We start from the raw sequence: 23,876 nt of genomic DNA, 5'->3' as shown, positions 1-23,876 counted from the left end.
ATTGGTGACCGTTGTCAATATCATTCGCGCGCCCCTGACCTGCGGCGATGAGCGGATGCCGGGCCAATGCCGTTTCCGTGGAAGTTTCCCGGGAAGAAGAAATGCGAACAAGAAAACCATGCTCGATCAGAAGTGAGCACCATGCTGCCGCGATGAAATGACGCAGACGAACGAGGCTCGGGCGGGTCAGCGCCACTCTCGGCGGAGCGATGGCGGCGATGCTGGACGCCAGGCGGACTTCTCCGGCTATGGCGCGGCCATTCAAGGCGTATGGAAAAGCGGCACGGTCACCGGGTGACATTCGCCGAATCGGCCGGGGGCTCGGCTGCCCACGGCCATGCGCTGCACGTGGAAACGACGGGAGACAGCGGACCGGACATCGCGCCGTGCTCCGCATCGACCCTCCGTGACCTGCCCTGATCATCATCCGTAGCAGATCCGAAGGTATGCGTTTCCCTATCCGGTCTGCGGGACAATCACTGTGGTTCCCGGCTTCGGCCATGGGCGCGAGTCAGTCGGTCCCGGCGAGAGGATGGTTGAGCGATGGCTCGGAGCAGCGTCGATATCTACACGATCGTGCGCAGTCGGGTCATGGCGGGCTTCTACCCTCCCGGCGCCCACCTGACGGAGGCGGCGCTGTGCACCGAACTCGAGGTCAGCCGGAATCCGGTGCGGGCGGCACTGCGGCGGCTGGGCGAGGAGGGCCTGGTCCGGGTCGAGTTGAACAAGGGGGCGTTCGTCGCCGAGTACACCCGCTCGGACATCGACGAGGTCTTCGAGCTGCGGCAGCTCCTCGAGTCGCGGGCCGCGAGGCTGGCCGCGACTCGCCGCACCGAGCGGGACGTGCGGCTGTTGTGGGAATCCGTGGAGCACATGCACCGCATCGCGCGCGACAAGGGCGAGAACTACCTCGATGAGTTACACCGCAGCGACTGCGATTTCCACCGGGCCGTCCTCGCCGCGGCCGAGGCACCGAGGACGTTCCGGATCGCCCGGGCGCTCGCCGAGACGTCGATGACGCTGGGGACCTTCTTCTACTACTCCGACGACGACATCGCCCGCACCGTGCAGTTCCACCGGGATCTCGCCCAGGCGATCGCAGCGCGGGAGCCGGATCTCGCGGCGTCGTTGATGTCGGCGCATCTCGGGCTCGCGCACGTGGCCTTCATGGCGCGGCGGTTCGCCGAGATCGATGACGCCGCCGCCGGACGCGGATGATCCGGCGCTCGGTGGCGGAGCTGCGCCGCCTCACACGCTGCCGAAGAGCTGTGTCCAGTACGTGCCCGCCCGGCTCCCCGTCGCGTAGCCGATCCCGATGTGGCTGAACTCCGGCTTCAGGATGTTCGCACGGTGTCCGGGGCTGTTCATCCAGCCCCGGACCACCTCCGCCGGGGTGCGCTGACCGCACGCGATGTTCTCGCCGATGCCCCGGTGGCGGCATCCGGCTGCCGCCGCCCGGTCCCACGGTTGGCCGCCCTCGGGGTCGGTGTGGGAGTAGAAGTCGCGGGCGACCATGTCCTCGCTGTGCCGCTGCGCGGCCACGGTCAGGTCCGGGTCAGCGGCGAGCGGTGGCAGTCCGGCCGCGGCGCGCTCCGCGTTGGTGAGCTCGCGTACGGTGGCGGCCGCACGGGCCAGGCCCGCGGCCGTGAACGGCTGGGCCCACAGCACCGTCCAGAAGACCTCCCCCGAGCGGCCGCCGCCGGCCCGGCCCACCCCGAGGTGCGCGACCGAGGGATCCCGGAACGGCGCGCCGCGCTCCCCGTCCTGGAGGCAGTAGTCCATGAACTCGGCCGCCGTACGGGGCCCGGAGACGATGTGCTCGGCGATGGTCAGACAGGCGTAGCCGGCGGTGGCGATCCGGTGGAAGACCGATGTCCCGTCGGGGCTCTCGAGGCCGAGGCGGCCGTGCGAGGCCATGGCGTCGGCATGGGCCCGGGCGGCCGTGCTCAGCCGCGCGTCGAGGGCGATCTCGGGGGCGCCGCTCCGCGCCCGCACGCCGTTGACCAGACCGAGGAGGCCGTCGGGGTCCTGGGCGGCGCCGGCCGGGGGCGCGGCGGGCGACGGAGCGGGCGGCGGAGGAGGCGGGGGCGGCGGCTGCCCGCCGTCGTCCGCGACGTCCACCCCGAAGTCCCGGGCCACCCCGGCCAGCCCCTCCGCGTACCCCTGGCCCAGCGCCCGCACCTTCCACCGGTCGCCGCGCCGGTAGATCTCGGCGAGCAGCAGCACCGTCTCATGCGTCGGGCGCGGCGGGGTGAACCGGATGGCCCGCGCCCCGCCCACCCCCGTGATGGTCATGGTGGGGGCGGGCAGCCGGCCGAGCGATGTGCCGGGATCGGCGGGGCTGATCACCACCGTGGCGCGGCCGGCGCCGCGTCGCAGTTCCTCCGGCCGCAGCGTGACGGTGTCACCGTCCAGCCGGGCGCCGGGGGCGGACGGCTGGTTGAAGAAGACGAAGTCGCCGTCCCCCGCGACCTTTCCGTCCTCTCCGGTGATCAGCACGGACAGGTCGAAGGGGCCCGGCACCCGTATCCGCAGCACGCCGTCGGGGAGCAATGCGTTTCCACCAGGAACCAGTTCGCCCATGTCACACCCAACGTCGTGGCGTCGCGCGGGGTTCCGGGGCGGTGGCCTGAACGCCCCGCCCCCGCCCGCGGGTGATCGGTTTGCGGTACCCGCGGACGGGGGCCGGAACGAGCGGCGCCCGGTCCGCGGTCAGGCCACGGGGGCCGGGTAGGTCGGGTACTCCACCCCGGAGACATGCTGGACGACGCGGATGACCTGGCAGGAGTAGCCGAACTCGTTGTCGTACCAGAGGTAGAGGATCGCGTTGTCGCCCTCGACCTTGGTGGCGCCGGCGTCGACGATCGAGGCGTGGCGCGAGCCGATGAAGTCGCTCGAGACGGCGTCGGGGGCGCTGGTGAAGTCGATCTGGCGCTTGAGCGGCGAGGTCAGCGACACATTGCGCAGATAGTCGAGGACGTCCTCGCGGGTGGTCTCACGCGCGAGCCGCAGGTTGAGGATCGCGATCGAGACATCCGGCACCGGAACCCGGATCGAGCTGCCGGTGATCGGCGCCTTGAGGTCGGGCAGCGCCTTGGTGACGGCGGAGGCGGCACCGGTCTCGGTGATGACCATGTTGAGCGGCGCCGAGCGGCCACGGCGTTCGGACTTGTGGTAGTTGTCCAGCAGGTTCTGGTCGTTGGTGAACGAGTGGACGGTCTCCACGTGGCCGCGCAGCACGCCGTACTCGTCCTCCATCGCCTTCAGCGGCGGGACGATCGCGTTGGTGGTGCAGGAGGCGCAGGACAGGATCTGCTCGTCCGGCTTGATCGTGTCGTGGTTGACGCCGTGGACGATGTTGGGGACGTCGCCCTTGCCGGGCGCGGTCAGCACGACCTTGTCGATGCCGGGCCTGAGGTGCTTGGACAGGCCCTCGCGGTCGCGCCACTTGCCGGTGTTGTCGATGAGGATGGCGTCCTTGATGCCGTACGCCGTGTAGTCCAGCGACGTCGGGTCGTCGGCGTAGATCACCTTGATCTCGTTGCCGTTGGCGACGATCGTGCTGCTCGCCTCGTCGACGGTGATCGTGCCCTGGAACTGGCCGTGGATCGAGTCACGGCGCAGCAGCGACGCGCGCTTCACGAGATCCTCGTCGGCCCGACCACCGCTCCCGCGGACGACGATGGCGCGCAGCCGCAGGCCGTTGCCGGAGCCGGCCTTCTCGATGAGCAGCCGGGCGACGAGGCGGCCGATGCGGCCGAACCCATAGAGGACGACGTCACGCCCCTCGCCGCACTCGATCTTGTTGGCGCCCGTGGCGCCTGCGACGGCTTCGGCGGTGAACGCCTCCACCGACAGACCGCGGTCGTCGGCCTTGTACAGCGCGGCGAGCATGCCGATGTCGATCTGGGAGGGGCCGAGATCGAGCGTGGTGAGGGCCTGGAGGAACGGCACCGTCTGGGTGACGGAGAGCTCCTCTCCGGCGATCTGCCGGGCGAATCGGTGGGCCTTGAGAATGCTGACCACCGACTTGTTCACCAAAGAGCGGCTGTGCAGCAGGACGGTGACATCTCGTTCCCGATGCAGTCTCCCGATGAGCGGGATCATCGACTCCGCGATCTCCTCGCGGTTCTTCCAGTTGGTGAACGAGTCCTCGTTGACAGTCACAAGTTTATCTTTCGAGCTAGGCGGCGCTCATATGCTAACCCGCCGATGCTTTGATCAATCAAACGGTGCCCCCCGCGCTCGAATGTGCGGCGATTCGCCCGATACGCCACCCTCGCCATTGACATGCACACGAAGGCTCCCTATGGTCCAGGCCAATCCAGTCCGTATTCGGAACCACGTTCCTATTCGTGAATGGAAAGAGGTCCTCGGATGGCACGAACCAGAACCGCGCTGTGCACCGTTCTCGCCCTGCTGGCCGGCCTGCTGAGCCTTCAGTTCACCGGCCCTGCCCCGCGGGCGACGGCCGCGCCGGCCGCCTTCGCCCACCCGGGCGTGCTGGTCAGCCGGGCCCAACTCGACTACGCCCGCGCCAAGGTGGACGCCGGCCAGCAGCCCTGGAAGGCCGCGTACGACAACATGCTGGCCAGCTCCTACGCCTCGCTCTCGCGCACCGCCAAGCCGCGGGCGATCGTGGAGTGCGGCTCGTCGTCCAACCCCAACAACGGCTGCACCGACGAGCGTCAGGACGCCATCGCGGCCTACACCGACGCGCTCGCCTGGTACTTCACCCGGGACAGCAGATACGCCAAGAAGTCGATCGAGATCATGGACGCGTGGTCCGCGACCATCACCGACCACACCAACAGCAACGCCCCGCTCCAGACCGGCTGGGCCGGATCCACCTGGCCGCGTGCCGCCGAGATCATCAAGTACACCTACGACGGCGGCTGGCCGGGCGCCGGGCGCTTCGCGACCATGCTGCGCGAGGTGTACCTCCCCGAGGTGATCAACGGCGCGGCGACCAAGAACGGCAACTGGGAACTGGTCATGACCGAGGCGGCGATCGGCATCTCGGTGTTCATCGAGGACCGCGCCGCCTACGACAAGGCGGTCGGCACGTACCTCGCCCGCGTCCCGGCGTACATATATCTGACCAGCGACGGCGATCTGCCCAAGCCGCCCGCCAACAGCAACATCGACACCAGCGCCGAGATCATCAAGTACTGGCAGGGCCAGAGCACCTTCGCCGACGGCCTCGCCCAGGAGACCTGCCGTGACTTCGGGCACACCGGCTGGGGCATCGCCTCCGTCGCGGACATCGCGGAGACCAGCCGGATCCAGGGCCAGGACCTCTATCCGAAGATCCAGGACCGGCTGCGCCAGGCGCTGGGCTTCCACACCTCCTACGAGAACGGCACGGCCGTGCCCTCCTGGCTGTGCGGCGGCTCGGTCAAGACGGGCCTCGCCAAGGTCACCGAGGTCGGCTACAACGCCCTCCACAACCGGCTCGGGATCAGCATGTCCAACACCCAGAAGTACACCGAGGCGCACCGGCCGTCCGGCACGGACAACTACTTCAACGCCTGGACGACCCTCACCCACGCGGACAACCCCAACTGACCGCCACCGGCCCGCGGCGCGGTAATCCGCTTGGCTTCCCGCCGCGGCGCCTGCCACGATCCTCGGGTCGAGGACATTCGCCGACCCGAGGTGAGGGCGATGGCGCGAGCCGGAGAACAGCGGCCGCCGGGCGGCGGGCGCGCCCCCTACCGCGGGCCGGGACAGCGCCCGACACCTCCGACGCTCGGGGTGGACGTGGGCGGGGTGATCATCGACCGGATCGCCACCGGAGAGGACACCTCGTTCTTCGGCTCGCAGCCCCTGCTGACCCCGGCGGTGCAAGGCGTGTTCGAAGCCCTCGCCCTGCTGGCGGAGGAGCCCTTCGAAGGGCGAGTACACATCGTGTCCAAGGCGGGCCCGAAAGTCGCCGGAAACACCCGCGCGTGGCTGCACCACCACGAGTTCTTCCCCCGCACCGGCATCCCGGCCGAGAATCTGCACTTCGTCCGGGAGCGCGCGGACAAGGGACCGGTCTGCGCACGCCTGGGCATCACCCACTTCGTCGACGACCGCCTCGACGTCCTCGGCCATCTCACCACGGTCGCCCACCGGTACCTGTTCGTGGGCGGTTTGGGCGACGAACCGGCCCCCACGGACGTACCGCCGTGGGCGACGGTGGCAGACACCTGGGCCGGGCTCGTCGACACGATCAGGCAGCCGGACCCGCCGCCCGAGGTGACACGGCCCCGTCGCCGTCGGAAAGCCTGATCGCCCTTCGGCCGCGCGCGGGGCATCAGCCTCCGGACCGGGGCGTCCGCGTATGTCCACCGATCTCGCGAATACCGGGTTGTCAAGTGGGGATTTATCTCCCGTGTATCTAAAATAGCTTTCCTTGCCGTAAGAGAGCACAAAGCGGCAGCGGTGGAGGGAAGGGCGGGCTCGGCGGTGACCGAAACGAGTGTGCCGAGTGGCGGACGCGGGGTTCTGGAGGGCGCGTTCGCCCTGCTCGAGGCCGTGGAAAGGGCCGGGCCCTCCCGGCTCACGGAGTTGGCGGCGGAGACCGGATTACCGAAGACGACCGCGCGCCGACTTCTCGAACAACTCGTCGAATTGGGTGCGGTAGAACGGTCGAATGGCCTTTTCCGAATGGGCTCGCGAATGTTCCGGCTGGGTCTCGGATGGCAGCCGCTCCCCGGCACACTGGCCCTGGCTCGCGGACCGGTCCGCGAATTGTCGAGAGCCACCGGTGCCACGGTCGGGATCTTCGTCCTGCGCGAGGGCCGGACACTGACAGCCGGCACGGTCCCCGGCGAGTTGGACGCCGTGACGCCGATGCGGGCGGGGATGACATTCCCCTGGACGACCGCCGCGGGGAAGATCCTGGTGGCGGGCGCGCCCGACAGCCTGCCCCTGGACCCGCCGTCCAGGGCATGGGCGCGGGAGGCGGCCCGGATCCGGGAGACCGGGTTCGCGCTCGACCGTCAGGAGGTCATGGACGGGGTGTGCTGCGTCGCCGTCCCCCTGCGCGGCCGGGGCGGTGCGGTGGTCGCGGCCCTGGGCGCCCTGGTGGACCCGGACCGGCCGCTGCCCTCGCTGGCGGCCTCGGTGGTACGGACGGGGAAGGTCATCAGCGCCGCGATGCAACGGCGCCCGGGGAGCTGATCCGCTCAGCGGCACAACTGGTGCCGCTGGGTGATCCGCTGTGCGAGGGTCGGGTCCAGTGGCCCGGAGTGCGGCCGCAGTCACCCGCTGTGGAGATCACCATGACCATTGCCCCCGAGTCCGGATCGGGATCCGGGTCCGGAGCGGACGCGCCGAGCGTCGCCGCTCCGATGCCACAGACCACTCCACCGACCCCCGCGTCAGCGACAACACCGGCGACATCATCGACGACAGCGCCGATGTTTCCGCCGGCGACGGCGCCCGTGCTCGACCAGTCGACCCGCGAGATCGAAAAAGCGACCTTCGTGCCCCTGAACGTGGAGACCCCGTCCGTCGGACAGGCCCTGGCCAAGGCCGCGTTCGTACGCCGGCTCCAGCTCCGACCCGACGAGGCCGACGCGCTGGGAGACCAGCGCCCCGAGCTCATCGAGCCACTGCGGGACCTGCTCACCCCGCCCTCCCTCTCCCCCGCGCCGCTCTCCGCCTTCGCCACGGTCCCCATGCACACGCTCCGGGAACTCGGCGAGGCCGTTGTCGCCCTGCGCCGCCGGCGCGCGGAGGAGCCCCAGGCCACGCGGGGCACTGCGCTCCAGGCGCTCCAGACCGCGGTGGTGGCGGCCAAGGGCCTCGAGGCCAACACCGCCGCACCCCGGATGGGCCTGATGAACCTGGAGCGGCTGGAGATGACACCGGCCGGGATCGAGCGGGGCGAGCTCGTCGCCACCATTCCCCTGGCCCCGCAGGAGGAGACCGCCGTCACCTACAAGGAGTGGTCGGTCCAGAAGAAGGAGTTCAGCTCGATCGTCACCGACTCGCTGGAAACCTTCAGCGAGACGGGGGTGACGGACAACACCGAGCTGTCGCAGTCGACCGCCTCGCAGCAGCAGCACTCCAACCAGTTCAACATCACCGGGACCGTCTCCGGCGGCATCCCCGTCATCTCCGGCTCGGTCACCTCGGGATTCACCGGCCAGGACGCGGCCTCCCAGTCGGCCACCGACAGCCGGAAGCACGCGACCACCCTGACCCAGAAGGCGTCCACCCGCGCCCGGCAGGAGCACAAGGTCACCATCTCCACGACCACGGTCACCGGGACCTCGCAGACCACCACCAGGACGCTGCGGAATCCCAGCACGACCAACCCGATCCGCATCGACTACTTCAGCCTGATGCGCAAGTGGCGGGTCCGCCTCTACCGGTACGGGATGCGGCAGACGTATGACGTCGTGCTCCCGGAGCCCGCCGCCACGATGCGCCGCGCCTACGCGGAGCTCGAGGCGCTGAAGGCCCAGCTCGGGCCGTTCGTCTTCAACATCCCGCACAACGACATCACCGCCGAGGTCCGCAAGGGCGACCCGGAGCCGCCGGAGACGGACCCGCCCACCCCCAAGTCGCCGCACTACCTGGTGCTCGCCGACCAGTACGACGCGCAGGTCCCGCCGCCGCCCCCGGACCTGCCCCCGCAGACGTACGCGGTGGAGACCGGGCCGCTGCCGCAGGGCCGTGGCGTCACCAGGATGCCTCTCAACATCCCCGCCGGGTACGAGATCGTGAGCATCACGATCAGCGGCCGGATGACGAGCTTCGCGGGCCATCTGGGCCAGTTCACCATCGAGGGCACGACCCTGCCCTTCGACCCCTTCCCGGAACGGGTCTTCGAGCCCGGCACCGTGCTGAAGCGGGACACCGACGGCGGCGACTTCATGGCCGGCGCCGGCGGAACGTCGGTGCTCGTCCTGGTCTTCGACCAGGTGTCCACCCAGTCCCTGCTGCTGACCGCGGAGGTGCGGCCGACCCGGGCCGCCATGCAGCGGTGGCAGTTCGATGTGTGGAACGCGCTCTACACGGCCGCGCAGACGAACTACTACGCGGAACAGCAGGACATCGCCGGCCGGATCGCGGCGCTCGAGGCCCGGCTGGGCGACGTGGACACGCTCACGCTGCGCCGCGAGGAGAGCGACGAGATCATGAAGAGCGTGTTGCGGTATCTGCTCGGCGGCAGGTTCCCCAGCATGCCGAAGGACGTTCTCGACGCCTTCGTGGCGGCCAAGGTGGATGTGGCGCACGGCACGGGATTCGAGGGGGACACCATCGGCCCGGACTCCACGCTGTGGACGACGGTCCGCCAGTACGAGGACGTCGTACGCTTCGTCAACCAGGCCATCGAGTGGGAGAACGTGGTGAGCTTCCTCTACTCGTACTTCTGGGACCTCCCGCAGAGCTGGCGTTTCATCCGCGAGATCGAGCACCCCGACGCCAACCGGCAGGCGTTTCTGCGGGCGGGCAGCGCGCGGGTGGTGCTCACCATCCGGCGCGGTTGGGAGACGCGGTGGGTGAACTTCGTCGAGAACGGTGTCATCGACGACCCGAACGCCCCCGAGAACCCCTCGCAGTACTGGACCATCGCGCAGGAGATCGCCGCCTACGACGACCGCAACTACCCGGGGATCCCGCCCGCGAACCCGGGACGGACCGCGACCAGGCTGGAGGACGCGGTCTTCACCACCTCGGCCGCCTCGGTGGGCCCGTCCGCCCGGCCGGTCTCCATCCCCGTCGCCTCCAGCTCCGGGTTCGTGGTCGGTGCCCAGGTCGTCATCGGCGCGGTCCACGGTCTGGAACACAGCCAGGAGGCCCAGACGGTCACCAGGGTCCCCGACGGCACGCACATCGAGGTCGCCCGGCTCGACCAGGCGCACACCGGGTCCCCGACCGCGCCGTTCCCGGTCATGCAGCCCGGGGAGAAGGGTGAGCTGATCGCCGAGTGGGCCGAATACACCCCGACTTCGGGCACGGACATCGCGGTCACCAGCAACCTCTCGGCCATCTCCTGAAGGGCGTCGCCGCGCATGGCCTCCCGGCTCGACACTCAGCAGGTCACGATCTGCCCCGGCGAGGGCAACTTCACCCGGGACGCGGGGCGCGTACGCGGCACCGCGAAGGGTGAGCAGAACACCATGGAGTGGCAGTGGGCCCAGGGGGCCATGTTCGGCTACTTCTACCCCGACTTCAAATTCCGCTATCCCGAAGCGTCGTTCGTGCTGACCGAGAACGAGTACACGCGTCTGCTCACCCACATGACGGGACCGGACCGGTTGCTGAACCGGCTGTTCCGGGAGTTCCGCAGGGACCACAAGGCCGGCGGGCAGCTGCGTCCGGACATCCTCGGGTTCTGCGCGAGACCGCCGCAGGCCGGTCCGATCGTGCTGGAGCTGCTGGAGGTCTCCACGGCGGATCAGGCGGTGGCCACGCTCAGGGACGACATCGGCTACAAGCTGAACAAGTTCGAGCAGATCATCCGCGGGCTGGACCCCGACATCAAGGAGGGCTTCAGCCTGACCTCGTACAGCGTCCAGGCAGGTCCCTCGAAGTGGCGGCCGACGCCCATGTACCAGCGCATCGTCCCACTGCCGCCGTCCACCGACGAGCAGGGCAACAAGTACATCGAGTGGATCTGCTTCCAGCCGACGTTCAACCGCAACTGGCCCTACGGGATCGACGGGCTGCTGCTGTACGAGATCCACCGCATGCCCTACGGCTCGGAGCTGCCGGTGGTGCGCAAGCTGATCGACGAGGAGAAACGCCGCCGGCAGGCCGCCCGCACCCCGTACGGGGTGACCCTGACCCCGTGGCTGAACGAGGAGTACCTGGGCCGGATGCCCCGGGACCGGGACGCGCTCCGGATGGCCGCCGCGCTCATGGGCGTCGGGCTGCTGGCGCTGCTCGCCGTCGAGCTGCTGCCGGTGGTCGCGGGCCTGGAACTGGGCGCGGCGGCGCTCGGGACGGGCCTGGCCGAAGCGGGGGCGGGCGCGGGGGCGGGGGTGGCGGCCGAGGCCGGGGAGGTGGGCGCCGCCGCGCTCGCCGCGCGCGCCGCCGCCCTGCCCACGGCGCTGGAGACCGCGGCCAGATGGCTGTCGGCCCTCGGCCGCCACCTGGTGCTCAGCCCGAAACCGGCGTAGCGCTCACCGGTCGGCTCACCAGTCCGCCACATCCCACTGGCCGAGCAGGCTGTCGCCCGTGGCGTCGTCTCCCGCCGGGGTGTCGTGCAGGGCCTGCTCGGCCCAGATGACCTTGCCGCGGGTCGTGTAGCGGGTGCCCCAGCGCTGGGCGAACTGGGAAACCAGGAACAGGCCCCGGCCGCCTTCGTCGGTGGTTCTGGCCCGCCGCAGGTGGGGGGCGGTGCTGCTGCCGTCGGAGACCTCGCAGATCAGGGTGCGGCCGTGCAGCAGCCGCAGCCGTACGGGCGGGACGCCGTACCGGATGGCGTTGGTGATCAGTTCGCTGATGATCAGCTCGGCGTTGAAAGCGGCCTCTTCCAGGCCCCAGGCCTCGATGTGCCGACCGCACTCGGCCCGCAGCGGCGCCACCGCCGCCGGATCGAAGGGCACCTCCCACTCGGCCACGTGTTTGGGGTCGAGCAGCCGGGTGCGGGCGACGAGCAGGGCGACGTCGTCGGCGGGGCGGGGCGGCAGCACATTGTCCAGCAGGCTGCGGCATGTCTCCTCGGGGCTGCGGTCCGGGGCGGTGGCCAGCACGTGGCGCAGCGTGCGCAGGCTGGTGTCCCGGTCCTGGTCGTCGTGGGCGAGAAGTCCGTGGGTGTGCAGGATCAGGCTGGTCGCGTCGGGCAGGGAGAACTCGGCGGTCTCGACGGGTTCCCGGCCCTTGCCGAGGGGCGGGCCCAGCGGTACCTCGGGAATGTCCACGGTGCCGTCGGGGCCGAGGAGGGCCGGGGCCGGGTGGCCCGCGCGGGCCACGGTGCAGTGGCCCGCCACCGGGTCGTAGATGGCGTACAGACAGGTGGAGCCGGCGATGCTCGAGGAGTCGGCGCTGGGCCCGCGTTCGAGGTCGACCCGGGTGACCAGCTCGTCCAGGAGGGAGAGGACCTCGTCGGGCGGCAGGTCCAGGGCCGAGAAGTTCTGGACCGCGGTGCGCAGCCGGCCCATGGTGGCCGTGGCGTGGAGACCCTGTCCGACCGCCGAGCCGACGACGAGCGCGACCCGGGCGCCCGGGAGCGGAATCACGTCGAACCAGCCGCCGCCCCCGCCCGCCTGCGCGGGCAGATAGCGCGAGGCCACCTCCACGGCGTCCTGCTCGGGCAGGTCGTAGGGCAGCAGATTGCGCCGCAGCGTGACGACCATGGCGTGTTCGCGGGTGAAGCGGCGGGCGTTGTCGACGCACACCGCGGTCCGCGCGGCCAGCTCCCCGGCGATCGCCACATCGTCGTCCTCGAACAGCTCGCTGCGCCGTGTCCGCCAGAAGTTGGCCAGGCCCAGGGTGACACCGCGGTAGCGCAGGGGCACCGTGATCAGGGAGCGCATGCCGTGGTCGAGGAGACGCAGGGCCTCGGGGCCGTACCCCGCGGGCCACCCGGAGGTGTCGCTCAGATCGGTCCGGAGCACCGCCTGCCCGGTCCGAAGGGCCTGGAGCTGCGGGGCGGACGGGGCGTAGGTGGCCTGCTCGCCCTGGCGGAAGAGGGGGTGTCCCTCGGGGACCCCGCCGACCGCGGTGCGGCGCAGTACCTCGGCCTCGTGTGGTGGCGACGGCTCCTCGCCGCGCTCCACCGGATCCAGCAGTTCCACGGTGACGACGTCGGCGAAGCGGGGGACGGCCACTTCCGCCAGCGCCTCCGCGGTCCCGGTCAGCTCCAGGGTGGAGCCGATCCGTACACCGGCGTCGTAGAGCAGCTCGAGCCGCTCGCGCGCCACCTCGGCGCGGCCGGCGACCACGCGGAGTTCGGTGGTGTCCCGCAGTGTCGCCACCGTCCCGGTGGGGGTGCCGGCGTCGCCGGTGGACCGGATGTTGACCGCCAGCAGCCGGGTCCCGCTCGGGTGGACCTCGTCGCTGACGGTCCGCCCCGAGGCCAGCAGCTTTTCCAGATGTGGCTCGAGGCCCAGTTCGGAGACGTGGCGCCGCTCGATGTCCGGGGCCAGCTGGAGAAGGCGCCGGGCCTCGTCGTTGACCAGCAGGAGCCGGCCGTCCCCGTCGAGGATCAGCACACCCTCGCGGACCGCGTGCAGCACCGCGTCGTGGTGCTCGTACATGCGGGTCATCTCCGCGGGCGCCAAGCCGTGGGTCTGGCGCCGCACCCGCCGGCTCACCAGGGTGGTGCCACCCGCGGCCACGACGAGTGTCCCGCCGGCGGCGCCGAGCAGAACCGGCAGCCGCTGGTCCACCTCGCTGTTCACACTCTTGATCTTGACGCCGACCGACACCCCGCCCAGGAACTTCCCGCCGGGCCCGGTGACGGGAAACGCGGAGATCACGGAGCGGCCCTGGCTCGCGTGGAAGGTCTCGGTGATCGGCTGGCCCGCCAGCTCCTTCCGGATCTGCGCGGCGGGCCCGACGATCCGCTTGCCGATCAGTTCCGGCTGGGGGTGGGTGAGGCGGATCCCCCGGGTGTTGAACACCACGACGCTGTCGACACCGGAGGTCTTTCTGGCCGCCTCGGCGCGCGGCTGAAGCACCGCGGTGGGATTGCCCCTGGTCATGGCCTCGGCCACGCCGGGGGACTGGGCGAACGCGGCGGCGACGGCACGGGCACGGTGGCGGGCGTCCGCCGTGACCTGGGTCCGGGCGCTGAGCACCATCGCCACCACGGCTATCGCGACCAGCGCCACCACCAGCAAGAACTCCAGGACGAAGACCTGCCCGGCCACGCTCGAGCCGCGCAGCAGCGAGGCCCGCCGTCTCGGGGACGACGTGTGCAGGGCTGGGGGCCCGCTCGGCCTGCGGCGACGCCAGGCTTTGCGAGCAGCTGCTGTCATGTCGGCCTTTATAACATTCATTCCTCTTTATCCGACAGTGCCATATCCACCCCGAAAACGGCCCCGACCTGGCTCAGACGGCCGCCCGGGCCCCGCCGGCGCCGAGAGCGGCCACCGGCACCGAGTGTGCGCTCGCCGCACATCAGCAGTTCCTCACCGCACCACCGGTCGGTCCTCCCCCGTTCACGCAGGCTTCGCAGAATCTGCCCCGTCCCAGCCTGTACGTCCCTGCGCCAGCGGGAGTTGAGCATGAGCCACGGTCACAGACACGACCACGGTCACCACCATCACCACCACACGAGCGGCGACGCGTCGTCCCTGCCGCCCGCCCTCGACATGTCCGTCCCGGACGAGGCACTGACCCCCAGCCAGCTGTCACGGCGCTCCATGCTGCGCCGTACCGGCCTGCTCGGGGCGGGCCTCGCGGCGGGCAGCGTCCTCGGCGGCGCGGGCCAGGCCGCCGCGGCCCCCGCGGCCGCGACATCCGCGTCGGCAGCCTCCGGGAGCGAGCGCTCCGGCGGATACCTGTGGCTGGCCGGCGACCACCACATCCACACCCAGTACAGCTCCGACGCCAAGTACCGGGTCATCGACCACGTACGCCAGGCGAACGCCCACGGCCTCGACTGGATGGTCATCACCGACCACGGCAGCGAGACGCACGCCAAGATCGGCGTGGAGAAGGTCAACCCGGACATCGTCGCCGCCCGCGACCAGATCGACGACACCCTCGTCTTCCAGGGCCTGGAGTGGAACATCCCGGCCGCCGAACACGGCACCGTCTTCGTCCACCCCGGCAAGAACGAGGTGGCGGTGTTGAAGGAGTTCGAGAACTCCTTCGACGGCTCGGTGAAGAAGGCGAGCTCCAACACCCCCGCGAACGAGGCGCTGGCCATCGCGGGCGTCAACTTCCTCGCCGAGCAGGTCCAGCGCCGCAGGGTGAAGGACATCCTGTTCCTGGCCAACCACCCCGCGCGCAAGGGCATCGACTCCCCGCACGAGATCCGCGCCTGGCGCGACGCCCAGCCGACCATCGCCGTCGGCATGGAGGGCGCCCCCGGCCACCAGGCCGCCGGTCTGCCCGCCCCGACCGGCCCCGGCGGGGCCCGCGGCATCTACGACAACAGCCCCGGCGCCGACTCCTTCGGCGGCTACCCGCTGGAGAGCTACCGCACCTGGGGCGGCTTCGACTGGATGACCGCCACCGTCGGCGGTCTGTGGGACAGCCTGCTCGCCGAGGGCAAGCCCTGGTGGATCACGGCCAACTCCGACTCCCACAACGTCTACGCCGACACCGCCGTGCGCGGCCCGAACAGCGACTTCAACGCCAACGGCCGCTACAACGACCCGGTCTACGGCGGCGGCCTGGGCCTCACCGACACCGACTTCTGGCCGGGCCAGTACTCCCGTACCCACGTCGGCGCCGCCTCCTTCGCCTACAAGGCGGTGATGGACGGCATCCGCGCCGGACGTGTCTGGGTTGACCACGGCGGGCTCATCAGCGGCCTGAACGCCCAGCTGCGCTCCGGCAGCCGCGCGATCACCCTCGGCAATGTGCTGCATGTGCGCCGTGGCGCCCAGGTCGACCTGGTCATGGAGATCAGCCTGGCCAACGGGCCCAACTGGGCACAGTTCGTGCCGAAGCTGGCCCGGGTGGACGTCATCCAGGGCGATGTCACCGGCCCGGTCTCCGACAAGGACACCTTCACCACCCCGGACACCAAGGTCGTGAAGTCCTTCGAGGTGAACAAGTCCACCGGCTCGGTGCGCCTGACCTACTCCCTGGGCCGCGTGGACAAGCCGGTGTACGTGCGGCTGCGCGGCACCGACGGCAACCGCTCCGCCGTCGGCCTTCGCGGTGCCGCCGTCGACCCGGCCGGACCGGCGATGGACGTGATCGGGGACGCCGATCCGTGGAAGGACCTGTGGTTCTACTCCAACCCCATGTGGGTCCTGCCCGCATGACCGCACCACACGTCGTGCCCGGCGTCCACCTCCTCATCGGGGTGGACGCCGGGTCGGCGAACCTGCGCGCGGCCGACCATCTGATCCACGATCTGCTGGACCACCTCGGCCTCGCACCGGGCACGATCGCCTGCACCCATCTGATCCGCACCGACGAGCGCCGCTCCACCGCCGTCTCGTTCGCCCTGCCCGACGCCGCCACGGCCGAGGCCGTGTGGGAGCGCATCGCCGGAGGGGAGAGCGCGGACGTGGGCGCGGTCCTGCGGGAGCGCTCGTACGGCGCGGACCAGGCCGTCCGTACGGCCGCGCTGGCCGCCGCGGAGCACGCCCACCGCAGGGGCGGGCGGGCCGTGGTCTATCCCGGAGTGGAACACCTCACCGGCACGGTCACCGTGGCCGACCTGCTCGCCCTGACCGCCATCGACCGGGTCACCGTGGTCGGCGCACCGGCGGCGGACGGCCAGGGGCCCGACCCCGCCACGCCGGTGCTCACGCGCGACCACGTACGGCCCGAGTGGCGGGACGGGCGGCTCACCCTCGCCCTGGTGCCGGCCGCCGACAGGGCGCTGGCGCCGTTCGAAGTCCCGAATCCCACGCCCTGCTGCGCCGACCACGCCTGACGGGGCTCCCTGCTGGAGCAAGCCCACCTCCCGGGCCGTTGCCCTCCTGACCTGCACTTTTCTCGCTTGGCACACTATTTATCGCCGTCTGCGCACCCCGGGAGCGCCATAGACTCGAATCCTTCGGGGGCTTCCCACCCAGGAGGATGCGATGCTGCGGCAGACCCGACTGCCCGATGAGTCCGCCGACTACCTCGCCGCCCGCGAAGAGCTCCGCCTCGCCGAGATCGAGCTCATGCGCCACCGCGAGGAGGTCGCGGCCCGGCGGCGGGCGCTTCCCGCGGGGCCGCCGGTCGACGACTACGTCTTCCTCGAGGGCCCCGCCGACCTGGACACGGGCGACGCCCCCGTCCGCAAGACCTCCCTGAGCGAGCTGTTCACCGCCCCGGACCGGCCGCTGATCGTCTACCACCTGATGTACGGAAAGCGGCAGACCGAGCCGTGTCCGATGTGCACCCTGTGGGTCGACGGCTTCAACGGCGTCGCCCACCACATCGCCCGGAACGCCGACTTCGCCGTCGCCGCGGCCGCCGACCCGGCCACCCTGCGGGAGCACGCCCGCAACCGCGGCTGGTCCCGGCTGCGCCTGCTGAGCTGCGGGGACAGCACCTTCAAGTACGACCTGGGCAGTGAGGACAAGGACGGCGAGCAGGACTCCACCATCTCCGTGTTCACCCGGGACGGCGACGGCACGGTCCGCCACCGCTACTCCGCCCACCCGCGCATGGCCGAGGACATCGAGCAGCGGGGCATCGACCTCCTCGCCCCCGTCTGGCATCTTCTCGATCTGACACCGGGCGGCCGGGACGACTGGTTCCCGCGGCTGGACTACTGAGCGGTGTCCCGCCCGCGCGCCGCGTGCGTCACGCCGGCCGCGGGTGGGCCGGGTGACGGGAGACGGGGGCCTCCCACAGCGCGGCGATCGCGTCGGTCAGGTCGGTGGCGGTGTCGTCCCAGTTGAGCCGGGTGGCGGGGGCGCCCTCGGCCAGGGCCCGCTCGGTCTCGACGCACATCTGCACGATCAGATGGCGCGCCATCAGCATGCGCATGGTGATCACCTCGGGCGGCAGGTCCGGGAGGAACCGGTCGAGGAGGTCCCGCAGCTGTTGCGGTGACGAGGACATGAGGGAGTCCTCGACCACGATCTGGAACAGCGCCGGATCGGCCGACACCTGGGCGTTGAACCGGGCGAACCAGGTGGGGGTCCCCAGGGAGGCCAGGTGTTCGATGACGGGGCGCACCGAGGAGGCCGCCCAGTCCCGGACACAGGTGAACTCGCCGGACTCGGCCAGGATGCGGGCGCGGATCTCCGCGATGACCGCCGTGTGTCTGCGGGCGATCGCCCGGACCAGGTCGGTCTTCGTGCCGAAGTGGTAGCCGACGGCGCCGGTGTTGCCCTGGCCCGCGGCGATGCTGATCTGACGGTTGGAGACCGTGTGCACCCCGTACTCGGCGAACAGCCGCTCCGCGGCGTCGAGGATCGCCTCACGGGTCGCCTCGACCTGCTCCTCACGGACCCTTCTGCCGGGCATGTCCACCACCTCACCGGGACCGCGGCGTGCCCCGCGGCGGCCGGTCCCGAAGCCCGCCGCAGGTCCTCCCCTGGGCGGCGAGGCAAGGCCGACAGCCTACTGACCGGCGCACCGTCTGCTACAGTCACTTTAACTCAGTCGAGTGATTTAAAATAACGAGTCCGGCAGTCAGCTGGTCTGTCGATTTCCGCCTCCGGAGGCCCTTCGCCATGCCCGACGCCCTCGCCCAGCCCGCCGGAAGCGGGCAGTCCACCGCGAGCGGGGAGTCCGCCCCGCCGAAACCGAATGTCGTCGTGGCGGTGCTGGCCTTCGCCGGCATCGTGGTCTCGCTGATGCAGACCGTGGTGATCCCGATCATCCCCAAGCTCCCGACGCTGCTGAACGCGACGGCAGCGGACGCCGCCTGGGCGATCACCGCCACCCTGCTCGCCGCCGCGGTCGCCACCCCGGTCGTCGGCCGGCTCGGCGACATGTACGGCAAGCGCCGCATGCTGCTGTTCAGCCTGGTGCTGCTGGTGTGCGGCTCGGTCCTGTGCGCGCTGTCCGACTCGCTGACGCCGATGATCGTCGGGCGGGTGCTCCAGGGCCTGGCCGCCGGTGTCATCCCGCTCGGCATCAGCATCATGCGCGACGAGCTGCCGGCCGAGCGGCTGGGCACCGCCACCGCCATGATGAGCGCCTCCCTCGGCATCGGCGGCGCCCTCGGTCTGCCCGCCGCCGCGCTCATCGCCGACAACTTCGACTGGCACGCGCTGTTCTGGACCTCGGCCGTGATCGGCGCCCTCGGCACCACCCTCGTGTTCCTGCTCGTCCCGGAGTCCAAGGTCCGCACGGGCGGCCGGTTCGACGTGGTGGGCGCCGTCGGCATGGCCGTGGGCCTGGTGTGTCTGCTGCTGGCGATCTCCAAGGGCGCCGACTGGGGCTGGGGCAGCGGCACCACGCTCGGCCTGCTCATCGCCGCCGTCGCCGTCCTGGCGGGCTGGGGCCGCTACGAGCTCCGGATCGCCGAACCCCTGGTCGACCTGCGCGCCACCGCGCGCCGCCAGGTCCTGGTGACCAACATCGCCTCGATGGCCTTCGGCTTCTCGATGTTCGCGATGTCCCTCGTCCTGCCGCAGCTCCTCCAGTTGCCTGAGGCGACCGGCTACGGTCTGGGCAAGTCGATGCTGGCCGTCGGTCTGGTCATGGCCCCGCAGGGCCTGGTCATGATGGCCTGCGCCCCGGTGTCCGCGGCCCTGTCCGCGGCCAAGGGCCCGAAGATCACCCTCATGATCGGCGCCCTGATCGTCTCGGCCGGATACGGCCTGAACATCGTGATGATGTCCGAGGTCTGGCAGCTCGTCGTGGTCTCCTGCATCATCGGCGCCGGTGTCGGCTTCGCCTACGGCGCGATGCCCTCCCTCATCATGGGCGCCGTGGACCCGTCCGAGACGGCGGCCGCCAACAGCCTCAACACCCTGATGCGCTCGATCGGCACCTCCACCGCCAGTGCCGTCGCGGGCGTCATCCTGGCCCAGATGGTCACCGACTTCGGCGGCCACGCGCTGCCCTCGGAAAACGGCTTCAAGGTCGTCATGGCCGTCGGCGCCGGAGCCGCCCTCATCTCCTTCGCGGTCGCCTCGCTCATCCCCGGCCGGCGTCCGCTCGCCGCCGCGCACCCGACCGCGGACGACACCACCGAGCCCGCCACGGCCTCGGACGCGGCCACCGCCCCACGGGCGTAGGCCCGACGCTCCGGGTCGCGCGTTGAGCGGCGCGCGCCCGGTCCGCACCACCCGTGGGGACGGGGACGGTGCGGGTGATCGGCCCGGCCGCGATCCGCACCCCCTTAAGGATTCGCGGCCGGGTCTCGCCCGGCCCCGCGGCGGATACGCGGCGCCGGTCAACGGCCGTGTGCCGGGGCGCCGGCGCCGTTGCGGCGGGCGATGGCACACAGGTCCAGGGCCGGTCCGAGGAGCCTGCGTCCGCGGATGTGGACCATGCGCAGCTCGCGTCGGAGGTCCAGGCCCTGGACGGGCACGGCGACCACGGTGCGGCTGGCCAGGTCGGCGGCCACGGCCAGAGAGCTGAGCACGGCGGGGGCGACGCCCTCGGCCACGGCCGTCTTGATCGCTGTGGTGGAGGGCAGCTCCAGCAGCGGGGCCGCCAGCGGGGTGCGCGTCCTGGCGCCGACGGCGCGTTCGAGATAGCGGCGGGTGCCCGAGCCGCGCTCCCGGCTCACCAGCGGCGTGGCGGCCAGCTCCTCGGGGGTGATGCCCGAGCGGCGCCGGGCCCACGGGTGGCCGCGGGCCACGATCACGGTCAGCTCGTCCCGCGCGATCCGCTGACCGCTCAGGCCCCGGGGGATCTGCGGGCCCTCGACGAATCCCAGGTCGGCCCGGTCGTCGAGCACCGCCTGGGCCACGTCGTCGGAGTTCCCCGCGGTCAGCGCCACGGCGGCGTCCGAGGCCGTGGTCTGCAACGCCACCAGCCAGTGCGGCAGCAGATACTCGGCCACCGTCAGGCTGGCCGCCACCCGCAGCCGGCTGTGCGCGCCGTCCCGCAGCGAGAGCACGCCCGCGTCCATGGCCGCGGCCGCCTCCACGGCCTCCCGGGCCCAGTCCGCCACCAGCGCGCCGTGCTCGGTCAGCCGCGAGCCGCGCGGCGAGCGGTCGAGCAACCGCAGACCCAGCTTGCGCTCCAGGTGGCTCAGGCGTGAGCTCGCGGCCGGCTGGGTGATGTCATGCGCCCGGGCGGCCGCGCCGACACTTCCCAGCCGCGCCACCGACAGCAGCAGGTCGAAGGAGGTCAGGTCGCTGACGCGCGGCGAGAGAGGCATAAGGCCACTTTATGAGCTCATCCGGAATCAGTGCCTACCGGCCACGTCGGGGACGGGCGACGGTTGCCGCATGCCCCCTCTCCTCACCGCCCCGCGGCCTCCGGCGCACGACGCCGGGCGGCGGCTCCCCGCCGGTCTGCTGCGCGACCTGGACCACCCTGCCCAGCTGTTCGAGAACCTCGGCCCGAACTGGTACGCCTCCGTCATGGGCACGGGCATCGTCGCCACCGCCGCGGCCGGCCTGCCCGTCCGGGTCCCCGGGCTGCACACGGCCGCCACCTTCGTCTGGGCCCTGGCCGCGGCCTGGCTGGTGGCGCTCACCGCGGCGTGGGCCGTGCACTGGACCCGCCACCGCGACCGGGCCAGGGCACACGCCGGACACCCGGTGATGGCCCACTTCTGGGGCGCCCCCGCCATGGCGCTGCTCACCGTGGGCGCCGGCGCCCTGACCCTGGGGCAGGACTGGCTCGGCCGGCCGACGGCCGTGGCCATCGACGTGTCGCTGTGGTCGGCAGGCACCCTTCTGGGGCTGGTCACCGCCGTCTGGATCCCCTACCGCGCCATGACGGGGCACGCCACCGCCCCGGACGCCGCGTTCGGCGGCTGGCTGATGCCCGTCGTCCCGCCCATGGTGTCCGCCGCCACCGGCGCCGCCCTCGTCCCTCACACCGCCGCCGGGCAGCCCCGGCTCACGCTGCTGCTCGCCTGCTACGCCATGTTCGGCATCAGCCTGCTGGCGAGCCTCGTCATCATCACCCAGATCTGGGCGCGGCTGATGCACCACAAGGTCGGGCCGGCCGCCATGACGCCCACCTTGTGGATCGTCCTGGGCCCGCTCGGGCAGTCGGTGACCGCCGCGGACCTCCTCGGCGCCGCGGCCCACAGCGCACTGCCCCGCCCCTATGCCACCGGCGCCGAGGTCTTCGGCTTTCTGTACGGCGTCCCCGTCTGGGGCTTCGCCATGATGTGGCTGACCCTGGCCGCGGCGCTGACCCGCCGCACCGCCCGGAGGGGGCTGCCGTTCTCGCTGACCTGGTGGAGCTTCACGTTTCCCGTCGGTACGTGTGTCACCGGCACCAGCGCGCTGGCCCTGCGGCTGCACTCCACCCCGCTCGCCGCCCTCGCCGTCGCCCTGTTCGCCCTCCTCCTCACCGCCTGGGTCACGGTGGCCCTCCGCACCGCGCGCGCGGCCGCGCGCGGTGCGCTGTTCGCCTAGCCCAGCTGCCGCACCCAGTCCGCGGGCACTCGTCCCGCGGGGCCGGGCGTCGGCTGGTCGGCGGGGTGGCTCTCGGGCCCGGCCAGCTGCGGGCCCGACTCGTACATCTCGGAGGTCTCGTAGTTCCAGAACCAGCCCTCACCCGGTTCGAAGCTGCGGATCAGCGGATGGCCGGTGGCCTCGGCGTGCGCGGTCGCGTGCTTCGCGAGCGAGTCGTCGCAACAGCCGATGTGTCCGCACTGCGCGCAGCGCCGCAGATGGAACCACCATCCGCCGCCGGCCTCGCACTCGGCGCATCCGGTGCCGCTCGGCGGCACCGACGGGTCGATTCCGTTCTGCGGGGTCATGAGGGCTCCTGTGGGGTGTCGGGACCGGTGGCGGTCAGCGGGAGGCGCACCTGGAAGCGGGTGTCGCCCGGGGTGGACTGGACGCGGAGGTCACCGTGGTGCTTGTTGACGACGATGCGCCATGAGATGTCCAGGCCGAGACCGGTGCCCTGGCCCACCGGTTTCGTGGTGAAGAACGGGTCGAAGACACGGTCGCGGATGTCCTCGGGAATGCCGGGCCCCGTGTCGCCGAACTCGACGAGAAGGTGGTCCTCGTCGCGCGCGGTGCGCACGGTCAGGGTGCCCGGGGCGTCGTCCCCGGTGTTCATCGCGGAGACCGCGTTGTCGATCAGGTTCGTCCAGACCTGGTTGAGCTCGCCGGGGTAGGCGGGGATCTTCGGCAGGGTGCGGTCGTAGTCCTTGACGACGGTGATGTGCGGGCCGATCTTCGCGGCGAGCATCAGCAGTGTGCTGTCGAGCAGTTCATGGACATCGGCCACCTGGTACGGCGCGCGGTCGAGCTGTGAGTACTGCCTGGCGGCGTTGACGAGGGTCGAGACCCGGGTGGTCGAGTCCTCGATCTCGTTCATGAGGAGCTCGGTCTCGACGGTGTAGTTCAGCCACCGCACGGCCCCTTCGAGGATGTCCTCGCCCACCGCCAGCGCGACCTGGTCCAGCCAGTCGGTGTCGAGGCCGGCCTGGACGAACGTCGGCGCGAGCTGCCATCCGCCCTCGATGCCGTGGTCGTCCAGCCAGTCGGAGATGGCGTCCTCGAGGTCCGAGGCCTCCAGCGGGCTCAGGGTGGTGGCCTTGGCGACGCGCTCGGCCGTGCGCTCCTGGACCTCGACGAGGATCTGGAGGCTGTCGCGCCGGTACGGGCCCGCCGCGATGGCGCCGAGCTTGTGGCGCATCCCGGCGACCCGCTCCCGGAGCGCCGAGGTGGCCCGTACCGCGGCGGCGGCCGGGTTGTTCAGCTCGTGAGTGAGGCCCGCGGACAGCGAGCCGAGGGCCTGGAGCCGCTCCCGCTGTCCGATGGCCTGCTGGGTGTTCTTGGTGCCGAAGAAGAGCCCTTCCAGCAGGTGGACTCCCATGGGAAACCACTCGTGCATGACGCGGGCGAACGTCTCGGCGGGCAGCACGAAGAACCGCGAGGGCTCGATGACGCGCAGGGAGCTGACGTACACCTGCCGGACGCGGTCGCCCAGGTAGGCGTGGAAGGCTCCCGCGTAGACACCACGGCTGGAGCTCCGGTTCACCTCCACGTCCTGGCCCCCGATCCGGCTGGAGAGCACCAGCGTCCCCTCGAGCAGGACATAGAAGCAGGTGGCCGGTTCGCCCTCGGCGTACACGGGCCCGGGTTCGAACCGCTCCACCCGGCCCTCGCGGCACAGCCGCGCGAGCTGGTCGGGGGCCAGCTTCTCGAAGAGGAACAGGGAGCCGATCTCGGCCTCGCTGCACTGCAATGCGT

18 protein-coding genes and 1 pseudogene are annotated in these 23,876 nt (G+C 71.2%); 12 read left to right on the top strand and 7 right to left on the bottom strand.

The window, feature by feature from the left end; all coding sequences use genetic code 11:
* Positions 1–543: 543 nt before the first annotated feature.
* Positions 544–1,218, top strand: coding sequence for a GntR family transcriptional regulator (locus ACH4S9_RS28630; protein WP_398374405.1), 675 nt, complete (start codon positions 544–546; stop codon positions 1,216–1,218).
* A gap of 30 nt (positions 1,219–1,248) precedes the next feature.
* On the opposite strand, the gene ACH4S9_RS28625 is transcribed toward ACH4S9_RS28630, so the two are convergent.
* Together ACH4S9_RS28625 and ACH4S9_RS28620 are read right to left on the bottom strand one after the other, a co-directional pair.
* A complete protein-coding gene (locus ACH4S9_RS28625; RefSeq protein WP_398374404.1) occupies positions 1,249–2,583 on the bottom strand; it encodes a CAP domain-containing protein in 1,335 nt (444 codons plus the stop codon).
* Positions 2,584–2,712: 129 nt separating this feature from the next.
* Positions 2,713–4,167, bottom strand: coding sequence for a glyceraldehyde-3-phosphate dehydrogenase (locus ACH4S9_RS28620; protein WP_398374403.1), 1,455 nt, complete (start codon positions 4,165–4,167; stop codon positions 2,713–2,715).
* A gap of 210 nt (positions 4,168–4,377) precedes the next feature.
* On the opposite strand from ACH4S9_RS28620, the gene ACH4S9_RS28615 reads away from it, so the two are divergent.
* The 6 genes and pseudogenes from ACH4S9_RS28615 to ACH4S9_RS28590 all read left to right on the top strand — a co-directional run bounded on the left by ACH4S9_RS28615 (position 4,378) and on the right by ACH4S9_RS28590 (position 11,126).
* Positions 4,378–5,568, top strand: coding sequence for an alginate lyase family protein (locus ACH4S9_RS28615; protein WP_385337423.1), 1,191 nt, complete (start codon positions 4,378–4,380; stop codon positions 5,566–5,568).
* A 99-nt stretch (positions 5,569–5,667) separates the two neighbouring features.
* Positions 5,668–6,276, top strand: coding sequence for a hypothetical protein (locus ACH4S9_RS28610; protein ID WP_358844828.1), 609 nt, complete (start codon positions 5,668–5,670; stop codon positions 6,274–6,276).
* Between the two features lie 153 nt (positions 6,277–6,429).
* Positions 6,430–6,624 (top strand): annotated as a pseudogene (locus ACH4S9_RS28605) (helix-turn-helix domain-containing protein); the annotation flags it as partial.
* Between the two features lie 114 nt (positions 6,625–6,738).
* Positions 6,739–7,170 carry an IclR family transcriptional regulator C-terminal domain-containing protein gene (locus tag ACH4S9_RS28600; RefSeq protein ID WP_398374447.1) on the top strand — a complete coding sequence of 144 codons (432 nt, stop codon included), beginning with the start codon at positions 6,739–6,741 and terminating at the stop codon, positions 7,168–7,170.
* A gap of 239 nt (positions 7,171–7,409) precedes the next feature.
* Entirely contained in the window at positions 7,410–10,001 is a 2,592-nt protein-coding gene (locus ACH4S9_RS28595) for a hypothetical protein (RefSeq protein WP_398374402.1), read from the top strand.
* 15 nt (positions 10,002–10,016) lie between these two features.
* Entirely contained in the window at positions 10,017–11,126 is a 1,110-nt protein-coding gene (locus ACH4S9_RS28590) for a hypothetical protein (RefSeq protein WP_398374401.1), read from the top strand.
* Between the two features lie 15 nt (positions 11,127–11,141).
* Here ACH4S9_RS28590 and ACH4S9_RS28585 read toward each other — a convergent pair whose 3' ends face one another.
* Positions 11,142–13,931, bottom strand: coding sequence for a SpoIIE family protein phosphatase (locus ACH4S9_RS28585; protein ID WP_311723305.1), 2,790 nt, complete (start codon positions 13,929–13,931; stop codon positions 11,142–11,144).
* Between the two features lie 249 nt (positions 13,932–14,180).
* Here ACH4S9_RS28585 and ACH4S9_RS28580 point away from each other — a divergent pair, with 249 nt between their 5' ends.
* The 3 genes from ACH4S9_RS28580 (at position 14,181) to ACH4S9_RS28570 (ending at position 17,351) form a co-directional block, all read left to right on the top strand.
* Positions 14,181–15,896 (top strand): PHP domain-containing protein, encoded by a 1,716-nt coding sequence (locus tag ACH4S9_RS28580; RefSeq protein WP_398374399.1) that lies wholly within the window; start codon positions 14,181–14,183, stop codon positions 15,894–15,896.
* Positions 15,893–16,516 (top strand): hypothetical protein, encoded by a 624-nt coding sequence (locus tag ACH4S9_RS28575; RefSeq protein WP_311723307.1) that lies wholly within the window; start codon positions 15,893–15,895, stop codon positions 16,514–16,516. Before ACH4S9_RS28580 ends, ACH4S9_RS28575 begins: the two co-directional genes overlap by 4 nt.
* Positions 16,517–16,667: 151 nt before the next feature.
* Positions 16,668–17,351: a DUF899 family protein gene (locus ACH4S9_RS28570; RefSeq protein ID WP_361186361.1), complete on the top strand. Its 684-nt coding sequence runs from the start codon at positions 16,668–16,670 to the stop codon at positions 17,349–17,351.
* Positions 17,352–17,379: 28 nt separating this feature from the next.
* Here the strand turns inward: ACH4S9_RS28570 and ACH4S9_RS28565 are convergent, their stop codons facing one another.
* Positions 17,380–18,057 (bottom strand): TetR/AcrR family transcriptional regulator, encoded by a 678-nt coding sequence (locus tag ACH4S9_RS28565; RefSeq protein WP_385337440.1) that lies wholly within the window; start codon positions 18,055–18,057, stop codon positions 17,380–17,382.
* Positions 18,058–18,257: 200 nt separating this feature from the next.
* Between ACH4S9_RS28565 and ACH4S9_RS28560 the strand changes: the two genes are divergently transcribed.
* Complete coding sequence (locus ACH4S9_RS28560) at positions 18,258–19,772, top strand: MFS transporter (protein ID WP_311723310.1); 1,515 nt, start codon at positions 18,258–18,260, stop codon at positions 19,770–19,772.
* Positions 19,773–19,930: 158 nt separating this feature from the next.
* Here ACH4S9_RS28560 and ACH4S9_RS28555 read toward each other — a convergent pair whose 3' ends face one another.
* Positions 19,931–20,866 (bottom strand): LysR family transcriptional regulator, encoded by a 936-nt coding sequence (locus ACH4S9_RS28555; RefSeq protein WP_398374398.1) that lies wholly within the window; start codon positions 20,864–20,866, stop codon positions 19,931–19,933.
* Between the two features lie 70 nt (positions 20,867–20,936).
* Here ACH4S9_RS28555 and ACH4S9_RS28550 point away from each other — a divergent pair, with 70 nt between their 5' ends.
* The gene (locus ACH4S9_RS28550; RefSeq protein ID WP_398374397.1) at positions 20,937–22,082 is read left to right on the top strand and encodes a TDT family transporter; all 1,146 of its coding nucleotides are present in this window, start codon (positions 20,937–20,939) and stop codon (positions 22,080–22,082) included.
* Here the strand turns inward: ACH4S9_RS28550 and ACH4S9_RS28545 are convergent.
* Both ACH4S9_RS28545 and ACH4S9_RS28540 read right to left on the bottom strand, forming a co-directional pair.
* Positions 22,079–22,429, bottom strand: a complete 351-nt coding sequence (locus ACH4S9_RS28545; protein WP_311723313.1) for a UBP-type zinc finger domain-containing protein — start codon at positions 22,427–22,429, stop codon at positions 22,079–22,081. The genes ACH4S9_RS28550 and ACH4S9_RS28545 overlap by 4 nt on opposite strands.
* On the bottom strand, positions 22,426–23,871 hold the full coding sequence (locus tag ACH4S9_RS28540; protein WP_361186489.1) for an ATP-binding protein: 1,446 nt from the start codon (positions 23,869–23,871) through the stop codon (positions 22,426–22,428). The genes ACH4S9_RS28545 and ACH4S9_RS28540 overlap by 4 nt, the downstream gene beginning before the upstream one ends.
* Positions 23,872–23,876 lie beyond the last annotated feature (5 nt).

It is taken from the genome of Streptomyces sp. NPDC021225, assembly GCF_044332865.1.
Classification (GTDB): Bacteria; Actinomycetota; Actinomycetes; order Streptomycetales; family Streptomycetaceae; genus Streptomyces.
This window is presented reverse-complemented; position numbering and strand designations above follow the sequence as displayed.

What these genes read in the sequence shown, in the direction of transcription:
- ACH4S9_RS28585 (WP_311723305.1), bottom strand. Translation starts at nt 13,931, where the DNA reads ATGACAGCAGCTGCTCGCAAAGCCTGGCGTCGCCGCAGGCCGAGCGGG.
- ACH4S9_RS28595 (WP_398374402.1), top strand. Translation starts at nt 7,410, where the DNA reads ATGTTTCCGCCGGCGACGGCGCCCGTGCTCGACCAGTCGACCCGCGAG.
- ACH4S9_RS28610 (WP_358844828.1), top strand. Translation starts at nt 5,668, where the DNA reads ATGGCGCGAGCCGGAGAACAGCGGCCGCCGGGCGGCGGGCGCGCCCCC.
- ACH4S9_RS28550 (WP_398374397.1), top strand. Translation starts at nt 20,937, where the DNA reads ATGCCCCCTCTCCTCACCGCCCCGCGGCCTCCGGCGCACGACGCCGGG.
- ACH4S9_RS28570 (WP_361186361.1), top strand. Translation starts at nt 16,668, where the DNA reads ATGCTGCGGCAGACCCGACTGCCCGATGAGTCCGCCGACTACCTCGCC.
- ACH4S9_RS28590 (WP_398374401.1), top strand. Translation starts at nt 10,017, where the DNA reads ATGGCCTCCCGGCTCGACACTCAGCAGGTCACGATCTGCCCCGGCGAG.
- ACH4S9_RS28575 (WP_311723307.1), top strand. Translation starts at nt 15,893, where the DNA reads ATGACCGCACCACACGTCGTGCCCGGCGTCCACCTCCTCATCGGGGTG.
- ACH4S9_RS28560 (WP_311723310.1), top strand. Translation starts at nt 18,258, where the DNA reads ATGCCCGACGCCCTCGCCCAGCCCGCCGGAAGCGGGCAGTCCACCGCG.
- ACH4S9_RS28615 (WP_385337423.1), top strand. Translation starts at nt 4,378, where the DNA reads ATGGCACGAACCAGAACCGCGCTGTGCACCGTTCTCGCCCTGCTGGCC.
- ACH4S9_RS28555 (WP_398374398.1), bottom strand. Translation starts at nt 20,866, where the DNA reads ATGCCTCTCTCGCCGCGCGTCAGCGACCTGACCTCCTTCGACCTGCTG.
- ACH4S9_RS28630 (WP_398374405.1), top strand. Translation starts at nt 544, where the DNA reads ATGGCTCGGAGCAGCGTCGATATCTACACGATCGTGCGCAGTCGGGTC.
- ACH4S9_RS28545 (WP_311723313.1), bottom strand. Translation starts at nt 22,429, where the DNA reads ATGACCCCGCAGAACGGAATCGACCCGTCGGTGCCGCCGAGCGGCACC.
- ACH4S9_RS28625 (WP_398374404.1), bottom strand. Translation starts at nt 2,583, where the DNA reads ATGGGCGAACTGGTTCCTGGTGGAAACGCATTGCTCCCCGACGGCGTG.
- ACH4S9_RS28580 (WP_398374399.1), top strand. Translation starts at nt 14,181, where the DNA reads ATGAGCCACGGTCACAGACACGACCACGGTCACCACCATCACCACCAC.